At 64.0% G+C, this 18,216-nt stretch carries 17 protein-coding genes; 11 read left to right on the top strand and 6 right to left on the bottom strand.

Annotation, left to right across the window (positions count from 1 at the left end; translation table 11 throughout):
* The first annotated feature begins 16 nt into the window (after positions 1–16).
* Both ACSQ9A_RS30710 and ACSQ9A_RS30705 read left to right on the top strand, forming a co-directional pair.
* Entirely contained in the window at positions 17–1,450 is a 1,434-nt protein-coding gene (locus tag ACSQ9A_RS30710; protein WP_436306644.1) for an ISNCY family transposase, read from the top strand.
* Positions 1,451–1,468: 18 nt separating this feature from the next.
* The gene (locus tag ACSQ9A_RS30705) at positions 1,469–1,603 is read left to right on the top strand and encodes a hypothetical protein (RefSeq protein ID WP_436306643.1); all 135 of its coding nucleotides are present in this window, start codon (positions 1,469–1,471) and stop codon (positions 1,601–1,603) included.
* A gap of 71 nt (positions 1,604–1,674) precedes the next feature.
* Here the strand turns inward: ACSQ9A_RS30705 and ACSQ9A_RS30700 are convergent, their stop codons facing one another.
* Positions 1,675–2,724 (bottom strand): PDDEXK nuclease domain-containing protein, encoded by a 1,050-nt coding sequence (locus ACSQ9A_RS30700; protein ID WP_436306666.1) that lies wholly within the window; start codon positions 2,722–2,724, stop codon positions 1,675–1,677.
* 609 nt (positions 2,725–3,333) lie between these two features.
* Here ACSQ9A_RS30700 and ACSQ9A_RS30695 point away from each other — a divergent pair.
* Both ACSQ9A_RS30695 and ACSQ9A_RS30690 read left to right on the top strand, forming a co-directional pair.
* Entirely contained in the window at positions 3,334–5,631 is a 2,298-nt protein-coding gene (locus tag ACSQ9A_RS30695; protein WP_436306665.1) for a helicase C-terminal domain-containing protein, read from the top strand.
* On the top strand, positions 5,628–6,881 hold the full coding sequence (locus ACSQ9A_RS30690) for a hypothetical protein (protein WP_436306664.1): 1,254 nt from the start codon (positions 5,628–5,630) through the stop codon (positions 6,879–6,881). Before ACSQ9A_RS30695 ends, ACSQ9A_RS30690 begins: the two co-directional genes overlap by 4 nt.
* 583 nt (positions 6,882–7,464) lie before the next feature.
* On the opposite strand, the gene ACSQ9A_RS30685 is transcribed toward ACSQ9A_RS30690, so the two are convergent.
* A complete protein-coding gene (locus tag ACSQ9A_RS30685; RefSeq protein WP_436306663.1) occupies positions 7,465–9,201 on the bottom strand; it encodes an IS1634 family transposase in 1,737 nt (578 codons plus the stop codon).
* Positions 9,202–9,605: 404 nt separating this feature from the next.
* On the opposite strand from ACSQ9A_RS30685, the gene ACSQ9A_RS30680 reads away from it, so the two are divergent.
* The 3 genes from ACSQ9A_RS30680 to ACSQ9A_RS30670 all read left to right on the top strand — a co-directional run bounded on the left by ACSQ9A_RS30680 (position 9,606) and on the right by ACSQ9A_RS30670 (position 11,321).
* Positions 9,606–10,487: a hypothetical protein gene (locus ACSQ9A_RS30680; protein ID WP_436306662.1), complete on the top strand. Its 882-nt coding sequence runs from the start codon at positions 9,606–9,608 to the stop codon at positions 10,485–10,487.
* Between the two features lie 79 nt (positions 10,488–10,566).
* Positions 10,567–10,863: a hypothetical protein gene (locus tag ACSQ9A_RS30675; protein ID WP_436294688.1), complete on the top strand. Its 297-nt coding sequence runs from the start codon at positions 10,567–10,569 to the stop codon at positions 10,861–10,863.
* A 5-nt stretch (positions 10,864–10,868) separates the two neighbouring features.
* Positions 10,869–11,321 (top strand): hypothetical protein, encoded by a 453-nt coding sequence (locus ACSQ9A_RS30670; protein WP_436306661.1) that lies wholly within the window; start codon positions 10,869–10,871, stop codon positions 11,319–11,321.
* 257 nt (positions 11,322–11,578) lie between these two features.
* Here ACSQ9A_RS30670 and ACSQ9A_RS30665 read toward each other — a convergent pair whose 3' ends face one another.
* Both ACSQ9A_RS30665 and ACSQ9A_RS30660 read right to left on the bottom strand, forming a co-directional pair.
* Positions 11,579–12,598: a methyltransferase gene (locus tag ACSQ9A_RS30665; RefSeq protein ID WP_436306660.1), complete on the bottom strand. Its 1,020-nt coding sequence runs from the start codon at positions 12,596–12,598 to the stop codon at positions 11,579–11,581.
* 167 nt (positions 12,599–12,765) lie between these two features.
* Entirely contained in the window at positions 12,766–13,680 is a 915-nt protein-coding gene (locus ACSQ9A_RS30660; RefSeq protein WP_436306659.1) for a LysR family transcriptional regulator, read from the bottom strand.
* A 99-nt stretch (positions 13,681–13,779) separates the two neighbouring features.
* Here ACSQ9A_RS30660 and ACSQ9A_RS30655 point away from each other — a divergent pair, with 99 nt between their 5' ends.
* Together ACSQ9A_RS30655 and ACSQ9A_RS30650 are read left to right on the top strand one after the other, a co-directional pair.
* The gene (locus tag ACSQ9A_RS30655) at positions 13,780–14,778 is read left to right on the top strand and encodes an NAD(P)H-dependent flavin oxidoreductase (protein ID WP_436306658.1); all 999 of its coding nucleotides are present in this window, start codon (positions 13,780–13,782) and stop codon (positions 14,776–14,778) included.
* A 286-nt stretch (positions 14,779–15,064) separates the two neighbouring features.
* Positions 15,065–15,448 carry a hypothetical protein gene (locus ACSQ9A_RS30650; RefSeq protein WP_436306657.1) on the top strand — a complete coding sequence of 128 codons (384 nt, stop codon included), beginning with the start codon at positions 15,065–15,067 and terminating at the stop codon, positions 15,446–15,448.
* A 338-nt stretch (positions 15,449–15,786) separates the two neighbouring features.
* Here the strand turns inward: ACSQ9A_RS30650 and ACSQ9A_RS30645 are convergent, their stop codons facing one another.
* Positions 15,787–16,260: an ASCH domain-containing protein gene (locus tag ACSQ9A_RS30645; RefSeq protein WP_436306656.1), complete on the bottom strand. Its 474-nt coding sequence runs from the start codon at positions 16,258–16,260 to the stop codon at positions 15,787–15,789.
* 108 nt (positions 16,261–16,368) lie between these two features.
* Positions 16,369–16,689 carry a hypothetical protein gene (locus tag ACSQ9A_RS30640; protein WP_436306655.1) on the bottom strand — a complete coding sequence of 107 codons (321 nt, stop codon included), beginning with the start codon at positions 16,687–16,689 and terminating at the stop codon, positions 16,369–16,371.
* Positions 16,690–16,896: 207 nt separating this feature from the next.
* On the opposite strand from ACSQ9A_RS30640, the gene ACSQ9A_RS30635 reads away from it, so the two are divergent.
* The gene (locus ACSQ9A_RS30635; RefSeq protein WP_436306654.1) at positions 16,897–17,268 is read left to right on the top strand and encodes a nuclear transport factor 2 family protein; all 372 of its coding nucleotides are present in this window, start codon (positions 16,897–16,899) and stop codon (positions 17,266–17,268) included.
* Positions 17,269–17,283: 15 nt separating this feature from the next.
* On the top strand, positions 17,284–18,216 hold the full coding sequence (locus tag ACSQ9A_RS30630; RefSeq protein ID WP_436306653.1) for an NAD(P)-dependent alcohol dehydrogenase: 933 nt from the start codon (positions 17,284–17,286) through the stop codon (positions 18,214–18,216).

Below are 18,216 nucleotides of genomic sequence, written 5' to 3'. Positions count from 1 at the left end.
GGGCTGGGGTACGGCGATGGCGACGACGGCGACAACCATCACGATGACCATGCGCGAAGCCGATCGACTCAAGACGGTCCAAGCCGTGGTGGACCGGATGCTGCGCGTTGGTCAGGCCGCGCTGCGCCTGGGCCTGAGCCGGCGACAGATGGAGCGGCTCGTTGAGCGATACACGGCCGATGGTGTAGCCGGGCTCGTATCGCGCAAGCGTGGGCGGCCGAGCAATCATCAACTGGACCCAGGTACCGCCGAACGAGCCACGGCACTGATCCGCGAACGCTACCCCGACTTTGGTCCGACGCTTGCGTGCGAGAAGCTTCGTGAGTGCCATGGATTGATCCTGGCCAAGGAGACCGTGCGGGTGCTGATGATGGCGGCGGGCCTGTGGACGCCGCGCAGGCAGCGCGCCCCCAAGATCCACCAGCCGCGCAACCGCCGCGACTGCCTGGGCGAGCTCATCCAGATCGATGGCAGTGATCACGCCTGGTTCGAGGAGCGATCGCCAGCGTGCACCCTGCTGGTGTTCATCGACGACGCCACCAGCCGGTTGATGCAGCTGCGCTTCGTGCCCACCGAATCGAGCTTTGCCTACTTCGAGGCGACCCGTGGCTACCTGGAGGCCCACGGCAAGCCGGTGGCGTTCTACAGCGACAAGGCGAGCATCTTCCGGCCGGTGACCAAGCCGGAGTTCGGCGAGCGTGGTGTCACGCAGTTCGGCCGGGCCTTGTACGAGTTGAACATTGACATCATGTGCGCCAACTCCAGCCAGGCCAAGGGCAGGGTCGAACGTGCCAACCAGACGTTGCAGGACAGGCTGGTCAAGGAGCTGAGGCTGCGTGGCATCAGCACGCTCGAGGCGGGCAACGCGTTCGCGGGCCACTTCATGGCCGACTTCAACGGCCGGTTCGCCAAGTCACCGCGGCGCGACTTCAACGCACACCGGCCGCTGCGCGCGGATGAGGACTTGGACCTCACCTTCACCTGGCGGGAGCTGCGCAAGGTGTCGCTGTCGCTGACGTTGAACTATGCGCGCGAGATCTACATGCTGGCGGACACGGCAGGCAACCGGAGGCTGATCCAACGGTACATCGATGTGTACGAGTATCCCGATGGGCGCATCGAGGTGCGCGCGGGCGGCGGCGCCCTGCCCTACGTGCGCTATGACAAGCTGCCGCAGATCGACACCGCTGCCGTCGTGGAGAACAAGCGCCTGGGTCATGCGCTGCGCGCGGCGCAGGCGATCCAGGCGCAGCGAGATGACCGGCGCTGCACGCCATCGCGAACGAATCAGGGGCAGCCTCCACGGCCCAGGGCGGCAGTACCCGGCACGCGTAACCCGAGGCAGTTCAACGTCCAGGACTTCGAGCAGGCCCTGCGCAAGGCGTGCAAATCGATGACGCCCTTGTCGACTGCTTCGACCACGGCAACGCGTCCTTCAAAGGCGCGATAGCCCAATCAATTCAACAGCGTGCACGACGAACGCGCCGGCCTTCGGCTGATAGGCCTGTGCGAGTTCAAAGGCAAGGCGGTCACCGAGTTCGCCGGGCTCCATCAAGAAAGAGGAAATGCGACATTTCTATTTGGCCAGGAATGCGACATCTGAACTTAGCGTTGACACACACACACTTGTAGGAAAAAAACGAGCGAGCGAGTCTCAGCCCGACGCTGCTGCGCTCATGGTGGGCCCCCGCGGCCTTCCTCGCGATTGCTGCCACGTGCGGCCAAGTCCTGCAAGTAAAACTCGTGCAGCTTGGCCTGCAACATTGCCTTGTCAGGTAACTGGGTCTGGTATTGCGCAATTAGCGCGGGTGAAGCGGTGCGGCTCAGAGCGTACTCGACCACTTCGTCGTCCTTGCTGGCGCAAAGAAGCACACCCAGGGCTGGATTCTCGTGCGGCTTGCGGACATTGCGATCCAGTGCCTCGAGGTAGAAGCTCAGTTTGCCTAGATACTCGGGCTCAAAGCGCCCGACCTTCAGTTCAATGGCAACCAGGCAGTTCAGCCCGCGGTGAAAAAACAGCAAGTCAAGCGCAAAGTCCTGCTTGCCTACCTGGACCGGAAACTCCGAGCCGACAAAGCAGAAGTCGCGCCCGAGTTCGATCAGGAAGGTCTTGAGGCGGGCGAGCAGCCCTTGATGCAGGTCGGCCTCGCTATGCCCTTCCGGCAGGCCGAGAAACTCGAGCAGGTAGGCATCCTTGAAGACGCTGAGAGCCTGGGGGTGACTTTGTCTCACCACCGGTGAGACTTTTGCCGGGGTCAACACTGCACGCTCGAAAAGCGCGATCGCGAACTGCCGCTCCAGCTCGCGCTTGCTCCATTGCTCACGGGCGGCGGCGCGCAGATAGAACTCGCGCTCGTCAGGTCGCTTGCTCTGGCTCAGGATGATGAGGTTGTGGGTCCACGGCAGTTGTCTCACCAGCGGTGCGACTTTCTCGTCATCGCGATAGGTTTCGTAGAACTGCCGCATGCGAAAGAGGTTGGCGCGCGTGAAGCCTCGCAGTCCCGGCTGCGTATTGGCCAGGTGGGCCGCCAGCTGCGTGACAACTCCGTCGCCCCACTCCGCAGCTGCAAGCTTGCGGCTGATGTATTCCCCAACTTGCCAATAGAGGTCGATCAGCGCCGTGTTGACCGCGTGGTACGCCCGATCCCTGGCGGCCTGGATCAAGGTAACGATCTCGGCGAAGCCCGGATCGGCTGGCACTTGCGCCTGGCCGCGGACTTTCACGCGGGCCTTGCTAGACCTGTTACTGCTGCCTTGACTCATGCCGAGCGAGTCTAAGGGGTGATCTGGGCTGTACGCCGAAACCCGCGCAACGCCAAGCGGTACACGTCCCGCGACTATCAAAGTGGATTGAGGAAGTTTATCCGAGCGACGCCTCCTCTCCTCGTCGCCGAGGCGAGACGGCCCATACGCGCGATTACGCGTTGTCCATCGACGCGTCGCATGCGCAGGAGCCCTCTCCGTGCGCTTGCGCATCTGTGGGATGCCGGGGAACGACGGTGACCACGGCCTGATCTGCTGTTGGCTTGTCCTTGCGCGAGGGTCGTGAAACGGTGTGCTGATCAGCCCGATGGCGCTGCTCGATTCCGGTGCGGGCAAGGCCAAGAGAACCTACATTTGGGGCTACGCGCGTCGCATTCCTGACCGACCTGGGCATCGATCTACACCTGGGCGATCTCAACGACGTCCTGGTGCGGCGCTATGCCCGGCGCATGGTGAACCGGCCGCCCTCGGTCAGCGCGAGAATCAGTCGCCGGCATGTCGATAATCGATCCCATGGCCTCTTCCGCGCCGCAGCGCACCCGTATGATTGCCCAGGAGCGGGATGCCTTCGTGAAAACGCCCGCCCACGCCAGCACCGAGGGCATTGCGCCCGAACTGCTCAAGAAGGCTCGCAAGCGCCTGGAGTTCCTCTACAGCGAGGTCGCTCGCACCTGGCCCGGCTTCATCGCCCGCCCCGGCCAGCACCAGATGATGCACGCGGCGCTGCTGACTTTCCTCAGCGCCAGATCGCCCGACGACGAGCGACGCCCAGGCAACAACCTGGCGCAGCTGGAGGCCGGCACCGGCACGGGCAAGACGGTGGCCTACTGCCTTGCGGCCATCGTAGCGTCGGAACTGTTGAAGAAGACCGTCATCGTCTCCACGGCCACGGTCGCGCTGCAGGAACAGCTTTTTCACAAGGACCTGCCTCGCCTGGCGAAGGTCGTTCCGGATCTGTGCTTCGACCTTTTGAAGGGCCGCGGGCGCTACCTTTGCGAAAGCCGTCTGGAAGGCGCCCTCAAGGACGAGGCCCAGGAGAGCCTGCCGGGCGATGGCTTCCAGGACGGCTTCGCTGGCACGAGCTGGCAAGCCAAGGGCGCGGAACGTGACACTGGCAAGGCCATGCGCTGGTACAAGAGCGTCGCCAAGAAACTGCGCGGCGGCCAATGGGACGGCGACATCGACAGCCTCGCCAAACCCCCTGACCCCGAGGACTGGCGCAGGGTGCAGGCCAACGCCAGCGCCTGCAACGGCGGCCAGTGCGAGCATTTCAAGAGTTGCGGCTTCTTCAGGGCCCGCCGCCGCGCCGCCAGCGCCACGATCCAGGTCGCCAACCACGCGCTGATCCTGGCCACGCTGCAGAGCGACAGCGCCCTGATCGAGCCGGGCAACACGCTGTTCGTGTTCGACGAGGCGCACCATCTTCCGGGCATCGCCGCGGAGCAGTTCTCATATCGGGCACGCTTGGGCACCAGCGCCAACCTCCTCACCGGCCTGCGCACGGTCGCCCATCGCCACAGCCGCGACCTGCCTGCCTCCAGCCGCCCAGACCTCGTGACTCTGGGAGAGGCGATCACCGAATGCACGAACAAGCTGGCCATCCTGGAAGACTGGTGGACCGAGGGCCGACTGGTCAGCGCCGACAAGCCCGTCCACCGCTTCGTCCGGGGCCAGGTGCCCGAGGCCTTGATCCCCGAATGCGAGCAACTGGGCACCCTCCTGCGTTCGATCTCTGCCGTGGTGGCGGGCATCGCGGCCGCGCTGACCGAGCCTGACGAGTCCCGGTCGCCTGCCGAACGGGAAGAGCACGCGCGCGCCGGGGTGGAGCTGGGTGTGTACCTCGCCCGGCTGGAAGCATTGGAGCGACTGTTCGGCGCCTGGGCTACCCACGACACGGTGCCCTGGGCGAAGTGGCTGCAGCATTGCGCCAACACCGCGATCACCAACATGCCTGCCACAGCGGGCTCGGCAGGCGTGACAGGAACGACGGGCGCGACGGGTGCGGCCGGCGCCGATGTGATGCTGTGCGCCAGTCCGATGACGGCGGCGCAGCACCTCGCACGCACTCTCTGGAAAAACGTCAGCGCGGCAGTCTGCACGTCGGCCACCCTCACCGCCTGCGGCAGCTTCGACTTCTTCGACCGCATGAGCGGAATGAACCGCTTTGCCGACCGACGCGCCCTGGCGGTGGCCTCGCCCTTCGACTATGCAAGGCAGGGCGAACTGCACATTGCGCCGATGGCCAGTTCGCCCAAAGGTCCGGAGTTCTCGGACGAACTTTGCCGAACGCTGCCGATGCTGTTGCGCGAGCACCGGCATGGGAAACTGGTGCTGTTCACCTCGAGGCGCCAGTTGCTGGCCTGTCATACTGCCCTGCCGCCAGACCTGCACGAGCGGGTCCTGGTGCAGGGCGAGCGCTCGCGCACGGACCTGCTCGCGGAACACGGCCGCCGCGTGGCGCGCGGCGAGCGCAGCATCATCTTCGGCCTCCAGTCCCTCGGAGAAGGCATCGACCTGCCGGGCAAGCTGTGCGAGCACGTGGTGATCGACAAGCTGCCGTTCACCCCGCCGAACTCGCCCGTTGAGGAGGCGCTGGCGGAGTGGCTGAGCGCCCAGGGGCGCGACGCGTTTGCCGAGATCGCCGTTCCGCGCGCCGGGATGAAGCTGGCCCAGTGGGCCGGCCGCGGGATACGCACCGTGACGGACCGGGCGGTGATCACGGTGTGCGACACACGGCTGGTCACGATGCGCTACGGCCGGGACATCCTGGCGGGACTGCCACCGTTTCGCATCACGAAGTCAAAGGCGCCCCCCGTCTCCGGGGAATCAGCACGGGCTGTCGACCCCGGTCGAGCCATCATTGGATGAAACGCGAGGCGACACCAGCAACGACTTGGGCGTTTCGCGCCCGCTTTCGCCGTGGCGTCTTCGGTTGGCGCGGCTCCCAGCTCGCGATTTCCCGCATCAACGAGGCGCTGTCCGAGATTCGGGCGGTCGCGCGGCACGATCCGGCGGCTGCGGGCGAAGGCGCCGTCGTGCTGCTGGAAAAGCTCTCGCCGGCCTTGGCCCACGTGGACAGTTCGTCCGGCTCGCTGGGCAGCGCGACGTACTCGGCAGTCCAGGCGCTGGTGCCCCTCATTGCCGGCGCCACGGTGGGCATTGCCGTTCGCGGGAAGTGGCTCGAGCGGCTATTCGACGCCATCCAGGAGGACGACCCGTCGTACATCGAATCCCTCGGCGATCGGTGGGGCGATCTCTGCGTGACGCCCGAGCTGGCATCGAGTTGGGCCGACACGTTGCTGCCGACGCTGCGGCGCGTCCAAGACGATCGCAGGACCGGCACCTACGCCTCCTTCTCTGGCACCAGCGTGTGCTACAGCGCCTTGTTCACGGCCGGCCGCCACGACGAGTTGCTCGAACTGGTCGCCATGGACCCGCACCCGATCTGGCCGTACCTGGTCTGGGGCGGTCACGTGCTTGTGGCACGAGGCCAGGTCGATGAAGCCATCGCCTTCGTCCAGGACCGCGCCGGGAGTTCGACCAGCGAGGAGACAGTCGCACGGTTTGCGCAAGACGCATTGCTCAAAGCAGGCCGTCGCGCCGAAGCGTTCGATCGCTATGCACTGTTGGCAAACCAGGCCAACTCGAACCTGTCCACGTTCAGGGCGATCGCCAGGAGGTACCCGGAGCTGGCTCCGGACAAGCTGTTGGGCCACCTCATCGCTTCCACACCCGGGGAGCCGGGCAAATGGTTTGCGACCGCCAAGACCCTGAAGCTCTTCGACCAAGCCACGTCGCTTGCCTGGGCCTCGCCCTGCGATCCGAAGACGCTGACGCGTGCAGCGCGTGATCACCTGGACAGTCGCCCGGCGTTTGCCATGGAAGCGGCCCTGGCGGCGCTGCACTGGATCTCGACGGGCCACGGGTACGAAGTCACCGGGGGGGACGTGATCGAGGCGTGTCGTCTGGCGACCGATGCGGCGCGGCTTTCAGAACGGGTTGCCGATGCCGAGGCCATCATCGGGCGAGTGCTTGCACCCGAGCGGCCGATGGCGCAATGGATGCGCAGTACGCTCGGCATCGGGACGCCGCCGCGCAACGGACCGCGCCGATCCTGATGAGCTTGGCCCGAGAGGAATCTCGCTGGGCCACAGCGTGAGCAATGAAGATGAGCTCTGCTTGGCGCGTTTGGTTTGCATCCACTCATCCGCACTCGCGCGACTTTCTGCGAGCGCGGGCGGCGAAGACCTTGGGCAAGCTGGGCATGGCGCTGGGGCCGGTCGTGGTCGAGCAGATCCATCGGCGCGTGGTGGCATCGCTCAGGAGCACAAGATCGTCCAGGGCCGGCGCATGCGCGTGGGCACCACCATTGTGGGGTTGTTTTCAGTGTCAACGGCAAAGTTCATTTCGATGTTCAAGGTTCGCCATAGGGCCCCTCCCGTCCAGCCGCGCCGCGCGCGGACAAGGCTCGTGTGGGGTATTCCGAGGCCACCCCACATAGGTTTCTAGGGTTTACCCTATAATCGACCCTGTCTCCTCGGATCCCCGTAAGGATCCGCTTCAAGCCCCGCGCAGCAATGCATGGGGCTTTTTCTTTGGCGCGATGCCGGTCCCTCGCTCTAGACCGAAGTTCCCCGAAGCGACGAACGAGATTCCCTTGTGACTCAAGCACTTGCTTGAGTTGGCGAGGAAGTTTTCTGTCTACGGTTTGATGTTTTGCACGAGCGCGAGGGCGCGCAGGTGCAGCGGCTGCGCGTTGGTGAGGAGCTCGAAGGTGGGCGCCTCGGGCCCGGCCTGTGGGGTTCGGCAGGTGTTGCGCACGATGGTGGCGAGCTCGGCCATGAGGGTGGAGAAGCTGTGCACGGGGGTGCCGTCGTCCAGTGTGTGACGGGCCGCCTTGTCCAGCGCCGCCTTGGAGCGCGTGGCCGGCGCCACGGGATCGCGCGTAGCCTTGGCTTGCTGCTCGGTGTCGGCAAACATCAACTCGCGCCAGGCCTCGCGCATGTGCCACTCGACGTAGTAGGCGAGCATGCACAGGAAGATGTGTGCGCGCACCCGATCGGCGGTGCGGTGGTGGATCGGGCGCACCTTCAGGTCGATCGTCTTGAGCGAGCGGAACGCGCGCTCAACGTTGGCCAGTGACTTGTAGTTGCGCACGCAGTCGGCCGAGTCCATCTGTGTGGGCGGCACCGACGTGCGGATGATGTAAATGCCGTCCAGCGCCGCCTCGGCAGCGATGGCGTCGCGCTTGCGCGCGAAGGTGAAGGTGGTGTCGCCGATCGCCAGCTCGAAGTGCTTGGCGACCTTGTACTGGTTGACGACCTTGCCCACGCGCAAGCCGATCTCATCCTTCCCAGCGAGCTTGCCCGCGTCCACGCGGGCCTTGATCTTCTGCAGGTTGGCCTCGGTGGCCGCGAGCAGTTCCTCGCGCTTGTGCGTGCGCAGCTTGGCCAGTTCCAGATTGCGGCACGCCACCAGGCGCTCGCCCGGGTAGTCCGGCGAGCTCAGTTCGAGCAGATTGCGCTCGTCGAACAGGTCGAGTTGCAGTTGCCCCTGCTCCACGAGCGCGCGGATCGACACGCTCTTCAATGCGCTGATCCACCCCACGCCCTCGCACTCGCGCATCTCCTGGATCGCCTTGTTGGAGATCATGCCGCGGTCGCCCACCATCACCAGCTGCTCGACGCCGAAGTCTTCGCGCAGTCGCTTGAGCTCGGGCAGCAAGGTCAGGCTGTCAGCGACATTGCCCTCATGCACCGACACGGCCACCGGGCAGCCGCGCGCATCGGTGAGCAAGCCGTAGTTGACCTGCAGCAACCCCTTCTTGCCGTCGCGGCTGTAGCCGAGCTTGGCCAGGGGACAACAGCTACCCTCGAAGTAGCTCGAGGACAGGTCGTACAGCACCAGGGCGCCAGCGCTCAGATGGCGCGAGGCCAGCTTCTTCTGGATGCGATCCTGGCGTTCGAGCAGCCAGTCCATCGCCGCATACAGATCGTCCTCGTCGGCTTCTGCCACGCCGAAGTCCTCGGCCAGCGTGGTGGTGTGCCACCAGCGCGTGGTGGCCAGCTTGGTGTGGGGCGCTGCGATGCGCGCGGCCACCATCGCCAGTACCAGCTCGCATTCGCGGCAGGGCTTGGAGGCAAGCAGCGAGGCCATCTCCAGGCTGGCCATCGCGGCGCCTGCCGCCTGCACATGGCCATGGGGACGCGAGTGCGTGATCTCGAACGCGCAAGCCACGGGCACGAAGGTCTCGCCCTGCAGCGAGCGCCGAATGATCTCGATGAGTTCATCGGGCAGGTGCGACAGATTGCCCAGGGTCTCGTTCTTGACCTTGCCGTCCTCGCGATAGCTGCGACGCAGCAGGTGGGTGCGATAGACCTGGTCCTTGTAGGTGCGCGTCGTAGTGACGACGTGAGCGGTACCGGTGCGGGCTGCCATGTAGAGAAATCTAGTCGACGAATGTGAAATTTGCAAGTCACTTTAGTGACTACATGTATCGCCCAAAAAAATCCTCCACGGAGGAGGATTCATCAGCGGCGACAAGTACTTGCCGCCGTTGGAGTGACTACAGAGGGCGGGGAACTTCGGTCTAGAGGTGGCACGTGAACTGGTCCCCAAGGATTCGCAGCTTCGCAGCCGGCCTAGCACTGGCGCCCAGCACTGTTCGAGACCTTCATCTGGGCGCGGGTGGCGCAAGACGCAGCCGCGTCACCTCAGATGCGGAGGGTGATCACGGCGAGGGAGTCGAGTGCCTGAAGGCAGGAGTTCTCAATTTGCCGTGATCGTGGCGTCGTCGGGCTGATTTACAGTTCCAGGGAGGAACAGCCATATCGGACGGGACCATGCACCCGCAGCAACTCGACATCTTCGATCACAGTCGCGACACCGTGCTGTGCAACGACGTCGCGGCCGCCCTTGAGCGTCGCGAAGCCGTCAGCGCCAGATCAGCGTGGGACAAGTTCGCCGAAGAATTTCCTGACCACGACTCCCTGGCACCGCTTCGCGTGCTGGTGGATGCGCTCGAGCAACGCACGGCGACGCCATTCCAGGATCACGAATCCGCGCACCGTGCGCGTCGTGCGTTGGGCGAGGTGATAGAACCGGCAGCACTGCGTATTTTTGGGGCGCGCTCAGGTTCGGCATGGTTGGTCACGCTGTGGCGCGCGTTGGCGCAGCGGGCCTCGTCCCTTCCATTTCGCCCTGAGCGCAGCGATGACCACGCCGCCGCGCTATGGCTGCGCGCCGGAGATTGGGCCGCGGCGAGCGACGCCGTGGCGCGAATCGAATCGTGGCGCCGAATTCCGGCATCTTTGGCATGGATGGCGGAGACGCGCTACCGCGTGCACGATCTCGACGATGCGTGGGGCCTGCTCGCCGAACTCGCATGGCTGTCATGTGATCGATTTGACCAGCTGACGAAGCGGCTCGCCGACCCGTTGCTGGAGAGACTTCGCAAGCGCTTCGATGCGACGTTCGAGGGACATGGTGACGTGCGCGACCTGGCCTGGTTTCCCGCCTGGATCCTCACGGAAAAGCCCGCGTTGTCACGCCAGTTGAGTCAGGCGCAGCGATCGCTTCACACAGAGCCCGAAAAGGCGATGAGACTGCTGCTGGAGATGCTCGGCCTGGAGCGGCAGGGCCGGCACCATGACGTGGTTGCGCGCCGCAAGGCGCTGCGCGACGCCCATCCGTCGCTGTATGCGGCCTATATGAAGACGCGGTGAGCGTTTGGCCCTCCCTCGGTGGTCTGCGCCTCGGACGCGGACCCCCAAGGCGTTCCGCCCAGACTGACAACCGAAACGCATGTACATCACCGACCTCAGGCACTTCCTCGATCCACGCGGGGCTATCGGCCCAACGAAGGGGGCCGCGCGCGCGATGGCGCAATTTCACACCGACCTGGTCGCCCATGCGTCGAGCGCGGCGGGAGAAGCCCCGGCCGCGCCGAAATGCTTCAAGTGCAAGAAAGACGAGGTCGAAGCCATCGTCGCCCGTGACAATGCCATTGTCTGGATCTGTCCGAACTGCGGCGTCGAAGGCCGAACTTCGAACTGGCAGGGTACCCTTTGGGATCTGCGCGACCGACCGAGGCGTCGCTGAAGAAGATGGGCCTGTCTTCCAGAATATTCCTGCTTTCGGATGACGACACGTTGCACGCGTTGGCCGGCAGCGCCTTCATGCGCATGCTGCGCAAGGAAGACAACTGTCGGATCCCGGACTTCGCCGGCCAGCGCGTTCGCCAAGCGGACCTGATCGTCGAGGTGGTGGACCGGAAGCCCGCCCAAGTGGTGCACCGAACATTTTGCATCCTCGATTTCGACACTGAAGGTCTACTCGATGTGGAGCGGCTCAACCTCCAGCAGTTCGCGCGGGTGGAGGACTTTGTGGCACAGATGCCGCAGAGCCCGGCACCGCCGCCGGCAGGCGTGGTGGTCGACGCAGCCAGGCGCTTCATCGCTCAAGGTGGCTCCTGGGAGCCCGACGAACGTCTGCAGGTCCGTTTACATGCGGCAGCGCTCGGACAGCTGGCGTGCCCGCGTGTGCGGGTCGTTCGATGAGTACCGAAGACAACTCATCTGGTAGCCGGGGGCTCCTGGCATGCATCAACGTCGCGATATAGGAGTGGCCAGAGGTGGGTTGGTGGCGAAAGCGAACCGCGTTGGCGGCGTGGGGGCGTGGCGATCTTCATTCCCCATGAGCGCCTCAGCCGATGGTTGCTTTCAAGCGATTTTGAGGTCCACTGAGCGGCTGCAATGGGCCCAAACCGGGCTTCCGTTTTTCTCCGAAGCGGACCGTGCAAAGACGCTGCACCCGCTCACACCGGGATAGCCTCCATGACCCACACCGGCGATGCGGTTTCAATTGTGCGGTCAAGCGCAAAACCTGCGGGGTGGAGCAGCGCGCGGAATTCAGCTTCGGTACGCTCGCGCGCGCTACCGAACATGGCCATCATCTGCATATCGACCAAATAGCTCGACGGTCGTCCGACCGCCGGGTCGGGCTCGAGGATCTGCTCCACGATCAGCAAGCGCGCGCTGCGAGTCATTGCGGCACGGCAGTTGCGCAGGATTCGAATGCAATCGTCGTCAGGCCAGTCATGCAACACCCGCATCAGGAGGTAGATGTCCGCGCCTGGAGGAATGTGATCAAAGAAGCTCCCGCCCTCGATGTCGATTCTTCCGTCCGATCGCGCTTCTGGCGGTATGGCTGCCACGACGTCCTCGCGGTCAAAAACCAATCCGCGTGGGCCGGGGAACCGCGCGAGTATTTGACGCAACGCCTCTCCGTTGCCACCACCGATGTCGGCGATCAGCTTCGCACCGGAAAAATCAAAGCTGGCGGCGAGGGCCTGGTGCCGGCGATCGGGGAAGTTCGCCATGAAGGCATCAAAACTTCGAGCCTCGTCAGGGTGCTCACGAAGGTACTGGAATCGGCCCGTCTTCCAAGCGGCTTGATGCGGATTCCCGCCAGCAAGTGCCGCATCCAGAAAGCACCAGGCGTTCCATGAGCCGGGCGCAGTCCAGAACTTGGCTCCATAGTAAAGACTATTCGGCTCATCGGTCCTCAGGAGCACGGAGCGCGGAGAGTGGGCGACGCTTCCGTCCGCGCCCACTCGAAAGACGCCGAAAGCGGCAAGCGCGCGCAACACGCGGAGCAACGGCACGGCAAGCACTGAACAGTCCGTGGCCAGGTCGCTCACATTACGGCTGCCGTCTTTCGGAAGCTTGTCCGCGAGACGGAGATCAGCCACCAATCGGAGCATCCGCGAGACCTGGAATCCTCGGAGGAGAAGATCTAGCGCCTCTCGATCGTCATCGGTTCCATCGTCGGTCATGGCAAACCTCGGCGCTCATGGTGCGTGGACCAGCACGTAGCCGCGGTTCTCCACCGTGGCACAGGCCGACAAGAGCGTTGCAGTGGCGAGCAGCGCGGCGTAGACGAGGCTCCTGGTCGGCGACATGAGTGACTCCATGAGGTTCGGTGCCATGTCCCCTGGCAAACTTATTGAGTGACGCTCTCGACGACCGCTGACGGCGTGCCGCTGCTACGTTCGGCAATGCCGTTGAGCACGATGTCGAAGGCGCGTGACGTAGCGCCTACGTAGGCATCCCGGCGGCGCACAAACAGCGTGTCGACCCACAGCGGCTCCGGAGCGAAGGACTCGATCCGAAGCATTTCCTGTCCACGATAACCCTCGACTACGCTGCGCGGCAACACTGTTACGCCGACATTGGCGCCGACGCAGCCCAATATGCCTTCGACCGTGCCGAACTCGAGTCGACGAAACGGCAGCCACCCTCGCGCGGAGAACTGGGCTTCCAGACGCTGCCGATACGAGCAACCCTGACGAAATACGATCGCGGTCAGCCCGCCCCGATCCAATCGCTGGCTCAAGCTGCCGCTCTCTCGTGCAGCGACCAGGACAAGCTCCTCATGAAAGATGGGCCGCGCGACCAGTTCCGGGTGATTGAGCGGGCCAGCCACGAATGCACCGTCCAGCCGATCCGCCAATAGATGCTCTAGCAGTTCTGCTGTCGGCCCCGTGCGGATTTCGAGTTGCACATCGGGATAGGCTCGATGGAATCGTCCCAGCACGTCGGGCAGGCGCACCGCCGCCGTGGTCTCCATCGAACCCACGCGCAGACTGCCCCGAACGACGCCGTCGTCACGAACCGCAGCCTTCGCCTCTGCCGCGAGCGCTGTGAACCGCTGCGCATAGGTCACGAGCCGTTGCCCCGCGGCGGTGAGCGTGACGCCTCGGCTGTGCCTCAGGAAGAGCGTCGCGTCGAGATCCGTCTCCAGTTGCTTCAGCCGCGCAGTGACGTTGGATTGCACAGTGTGCAAGTCCACTGCCGCGGCGGTGACGGAGCCGTGCCGCGCCACTGCCAGGAACGTCGCGAGAGCGGTCGTATCCATGACGCTGCCATCTGAGTTCGTGAATGCAGGTATCTTAGTTATTCGTTTTAAAAATTGCCACCGCGGAGCTAAGGTAAAGGCATCCAACGAAAGCCTGCCATGCAACTCCAGACAGCCCTCACGCAATCCCTGGACCTTGAGCATCCGATCCTGCTGGCTGCGATGGATCTGGTGGCCGACGCACGCCTGACGATGTCCGTCATCGAGGCGGGCGGCTATGGATTCCTGGGAGCTGGTTACGGTGACGAAGGGTGGCTGACGCGAGAGCTCGCGATACTCGCGCCGGCGGTTCGCGAGCGTGGCCGTTCGTTCGGCGTCGGCTTCATCACCTGGAGCCTGGCGCGCCAGCCGCATCTACTGGATGTCGCGCTCGAACAGGGGCCGAGCGCAGTATGGCTGTCGTTTGGAGATCCCAGTCCGTTTGCGCAACGAATCAAGTCGTCCGGCGCAAAGCTGGTCTGCCAGGTGCAGACGGAGGCGATGGCTCGGGAGGCCCTCGACGCGGGCGCTGACATCCTGGTGGCGCAAGGCGCTGAAGCCGGTGGTCATGGTGTCAGCCGCGGAACGCTGGCATTGGTACCGGCGATCGTGGATCTCGCAGGACCTCGCGTGCCGGTGGCTGCGGCAGGTGGCATCGCCGACGGACGCGGCCTGGCCGCTGCGCTGATGCTTGGCGCCGGCGGTGTGGCGCTCGGCACGCGCTTCTATGCCTCCGTCGAGGCTGCCGGATTCGAGGCGGCCAAGAAACGCATTGTCGAGGCCAGCGGCGACGGCAGCCTGCGCAGTATTGTCTTCGACATCTCGCGCAGGAACGTGTGGCCTGCTCCATTCACAGGCCGATGCCTTCAGAACGAGCATCTCCGGCGCTGGGCAGGGCGAGAACTCGAGCTGATGCGTGCATTGGGGACAGAGGGCGAGCGATACGCCGCCGCCAGGGCCTCTGGCGACTTCGAGACGGCCGCAGTGATTGCTGGAGAGGCCGTGGGACTTATCCACGATCTGCCACCGGTCGGCCAACTGGTTGATCGGATCATCGGCGAAGCCGCCGAACTCCTTCGCGCCGCTCCTCGGTTCGTGATCAAGGACAGCAAGCAATGAAAATAGGCGCGAGCCAGATTACTTGACCTGGCGAACGTTCATGGAATAGTTGAATTGGAAGGTGAAAGCGTACTTCCGGTTTTGGCCGACATCGGCTGGTCGGATCGTGGGACACCTGGGATGCGGCTGGGGCTTGCAAAGTGGAAGCGGAGTGCATTTTCGCTGGGGCGACTGGGCATCTAGTTACGTTTCGCAACATTCTTCATGCTAGCGACGCGACATTCGATGGGCGCAGTGCGTTGTAGGTTGGCAAGGGCGGTGTTCGCCCCGACAAGGAGTCCCCACAGTGAGCCTCAATCGTTCTCTCTTTCTCAAACTGGCCGCAGTTGGTGCTGTGGCAGCCAGTGCGCTCTTCGCCGCAGCCTCGGCCAATGCCGGCACGAGTTGGTCTGTCGGCATCGACCTGCCGGGCGTTGCAATCGGCGTTGCCGAACCGGGCCCGGTGCACTACTACCAACCCGCACCGGTCTATTCGGCGCCGGCGCCCGTGTATTACGAGCCGGCACCGCGCGCGTACTACCGCCCGCCGCCGCCGGTCTACTACCGTCCGGCGCCCGTGTACGACGTGCAGCCAGCCCCGGGCTACTGGCGGGGTGAACGTTGGCGCCATCACCATCGCCATCACCATCGCGACTGGGACGACCGCGGCGACCGGGACTATCGGTACTGAGACGTGCTGAATGTCCGGGGCCGGGATCGAACCGGCACGCCTTGCGGCCAGCACCTGTGTTTCTCCAGCTGGGGCGAGTGCCAAGATCAAAGCGCAGAGAAGGCTGCTGCAATTGCGGCGCTCAGCTCGGCCAGGTCGGTAAGCGATGCGCTCTCCGCTGTCCAAGCGGGAAGTCGCGTTCTGTAGCGCTTTGCTGCTGGACAAAGCCGAGCGCTTCAGTCGGCGCGATGCGTCTGAGCTATGCGGTCCGGTCTCGAACTGAACGGCGATGATGAAGGTCCGGTAGTGGCCGATTTTTGCCGGTCGCGGCCCTCGGCGGACATTCTGAGGCCGTACCTTCAAGTGCTGGCTCTGTAGACGACACTGAACCGCTCACACGCGACAGGCATGACCTGACTTGGTTGTCGACCCACGCGCGCGCACTCTCGGCCAAAGTAAGCCCAGTGAACGCGGCGCCAGTACTCCAGAGACCCGTCGCCTTCACCCTCGGTGGCGGCGAACTCGGCGCTGACTTGCTCGAACGGCAACACGTCGACTTCCAGCGTCTCGATGACACAAACAGGCGTTCCGTCCCAATAGGTGACGACACTGAGAGCTCCCGGCTTTGGTGGCGCGCCGCCTGCGTTCTCAAGGGCCCAGACAAGACCGGCAGTTGCCCGCTTGATGCCTGCGAGTACTAGGTCCGCAAGTGCGTTGGCATCGGTTTCGTTGTCATCGAAGTGGAACGCTTCGAAGAACCGGTCGGAGCAATCCGCTTCAACCTGGGCGCAGAAGGCGTCCCAGAACGGGGCGATGCTTGGGGGAATGTTCATGCTCATCCTCTCCTCATCCTCATCCTAGACAGCAAAGCAATCTGGCGGCAAGCGATTGAAAGCCCGTCGGCAATGTCCGCTGCTGGCCGGAACCGGCGTTGGGCTTCATCAGGCCCTTTTCGCTGGCCAGTGCGGCCTCATCTGTTCCCGCCAATGCCCGTAGAGGGCGTTCCACAGAACTTCGACGTACCCGTCGTCCTCTGTTGTCGACGATGACTGGGGAAACCATTCAATGGAGCCCATGCCACCCCCAGTGAATGGCGCTAGCACGCCCGCCAAGCCGGGCGCATCCTGCGCCTCCATGGCATGAAGAACCGCGTCCAGCCGCTGAAGCCAACCCTCCGCATGGCCGTGAACCTCACAGAACTTGCGCAGCGCGCGGGTCGTCGCCAGCTGGCCGGCAGTGAACTGCAACGTGGATGACTGCATCGTGTTCCCATCAAAGCATCGAATCTGACCTGTCCGTGCGGGCAATTCTGAGGGAGGCGCGAACGTCTGGTTGTGGCTGCGAGTGCGGCCGATTATGTGGCTAGGCCAAGCTCGACCTCGCGAGCGATGACGTCTTAGAAGAATGGTGACAAAATCTGTCACTATGCCGACCTACATTGGGCTTCCAACTAACTGAAGGAAAGCACCATGAACACTAGCAAGGCACTTGAGATTGCTCAGGTCTATGCCAAAGCGCTCGCGAACAAGGACGTCGAGACCATCGTCTCCATCTCGGCCGAGGACGTCGTCTGTACCTCGCCCATCGGTCAGACCACCGGCCTCGAGCACTTCCGCGCCTTCCAGGAAGGCTTTACCAAGATGCTCACGAAGCTGACCGTCCTCGCCGTTTACGGGGACGACAAACAGGCCGTTGTGGTCTACCTCGCCGAGACACACCCGGTGCCGCGCTCGCTCGTGGCGGAGCTCGTCAAGGTCAAGGAGGGCAAACTTGCATCGACCGATGTGATCTATGACGCCACGCCCTTCGCTGCCTTCATGAAGACGGTTCAGCCTCACTGAACGACCGGGCCCGTAATGAAGCGAGTTCAATTCGACAGCTATGGCGGCCCCGAGGTGATGCGCCTGACAGAGTTCGACCTGGGAACCCCTGGCGAGGGCGAGGTGGCCGTCAGGATCAAGTTTGCTGCCCTCAATCCAATCGATTGGAAAGTGCGTAACGGCGATCTCAAGATGGTCACGGGAAAGTCCTTCCCACGCGCAATGGGGTCTGACTTCTCCGGCACCGTGATGGCCGTCGGCCCGGGCGTCACTCGCTTCGAGCCTGGAGATGCCGTGTTCGGCCTTGCACGACTCAAGGAAAGCGGCGCGTGCGGCCATGCCTTGCTCACCGACGCGAATTTCCTGGCAAAGAAACCGGACAACGTTTCCTTCGAGGACGCCGCCTGCCTCGGCACTCCTGGCGTCACCGCCTGGAATGGCCTCTTCGACAAGGCTGGACTGAAGCCTGGCGCACATGTGTTCATCAACGGCTGCACCGGGGCCGTTGGCGAAACAGCCGTTCAGCTTGCACGAATGACAGGGGCCAGGGTCTCGGGCAGCTGCAGCGCTGAAGCAATGCCACGCGCCCATGCGCTGGGTGTCGTGCGCGTCTACGACTATCGGACAACCGATCTCACAACAATCAGCGAGCGCTTCGATGTTGTTTACGATACCGCGGCCACGATGACGACCGCCGTGGGCCTCGGAATGCTTCGCGACGGAGGTGTGTTCCTCGACATCAATCCGACGCTGGGCAAGTTCATGCGTTCCATGGTCGATCACAGGCTGAAACCAATCATCTGCAAGGCGAGATCGGACATCCTCGACGGCCTGGCACGTGCTGCCGCAGAAGGGAAACTCCGGCTCCCGGTTGCCAAGCCCGTGCCGCTGAGCGAAGCCATCCGACTTCTCACCGAGCTTGAACAGGGACACAAGCTGGCCGGGAAAGGCCTCGTTGTGATGGATTGA

It is taken from the genome of Variovorax sp. LjRoot290, assembly GCF_964253985.1.
Lineage (GTDB): Bacteria > Pseudomonadota > Gammaproteobacteria > Burkholderiales > Burkholderiaceae_C > Variovorax.
This window is presented reverse-complemented; position numbering and strand designations above follow the sequence as displayed.

Excerpts from the sequence above, each read along its gene's own strand:
- ACSQ9A_RS30710 (WP_436306644.1), top strand. The coding sequence starts at position 17 with ATGGCGACGACGGCGACAACCATCACGATGACCATGCGCGAAGCCGAT.
- ACSQ9A_RS30690 (WP_436306664.1), top strand. The coding sequence starts at position 5,628 with ATGAAACGCGAGGCGACACCAGCAACGACTTGGGCGTTTCGCGCCCGC.
- ACSQ9A_RS30685 (WP_436306663.1), bottom strand. The coding sequence starts at position 9,201 with ATGGCAGCCCGCACCGGTACCGCTCACGTCGTCACTACGACGCGCACC.
- ACSQ9A_RS30680 (WP_436306662.1), top strand. The coding sequence starts at position 9,606 with ATGCACCCGCAGCAACTCGACATCTTCGATCACAGTCGCGACACCGTG.
- ACSQ9A_RS30675 (WP_436294688.1), top strand. The coding sequence starts at position 10,567 with ATGTACATCACCGACCTCAGGCACTTCCTCGATCCACGCGGGGCTATC.
- ACSQ9A_RS30670 (WP_436306661.1), top strand. The coding sequence starts at position 10,869 with ATGGGCCTGTCTTCCAGAATATTCCTGCTTTCGGATGACGACACGTTG.
- ACSQ9A_RS30665 (WP_436306660.1), bottom strand. The coding sequence starts at position 12,598 with ATGACCGACGATGGAACCGATGACGATCGAGAGGCGCTAGATCTTCTC.
- ACSQ9A_RS30660 (WP_436306659.1), bottom strand. The coding sequence starts at position 13,680 with ATGGATACGACCGCTCTCGCGACGTTCCTGGCAGTGGCGCGGCACGGC.
- ACSQ9A_RS30655 (WP_436306658.1), top strand. The coding sequence starts at position 13,780 with ATGCAACTCCAGACAGCCCTCACGCAATCCCTGGACCTTGAGCATCCG.
- ACSQ9A_RS30645 (WP_436306656.1), bottom strand. The coding sequence starts at position 16,260 with ATGAACATTCCCCCAAGCATCGCCCCGTTCTGGGACGCCTTCTGCGCC.
- ACSQ9A_RS30640 (WP_436306655.1), bottom strand. The coding sequence starts at position 16,689 with ATGCAGTCATCCACGTTGCAGTTCACTGCCGGCCAGCTGGCGACGACC.
- ACSQ9A_RS30635 (WP_436306654.1), top strand. The coding sequence starts at position 16,897 with ATGAACACTAGCAAGGCACTTGAGATTGCTCAGGTCTATGCCAAAGCG.
- ACSQ9A_RS30630 (WP_436306653.1), top strand. The coding sequence starts at position 17,284 with ATGAAGCGAGTTCAATTCGACAGCTATGGCGGCCCCGAGGTGATGCGC.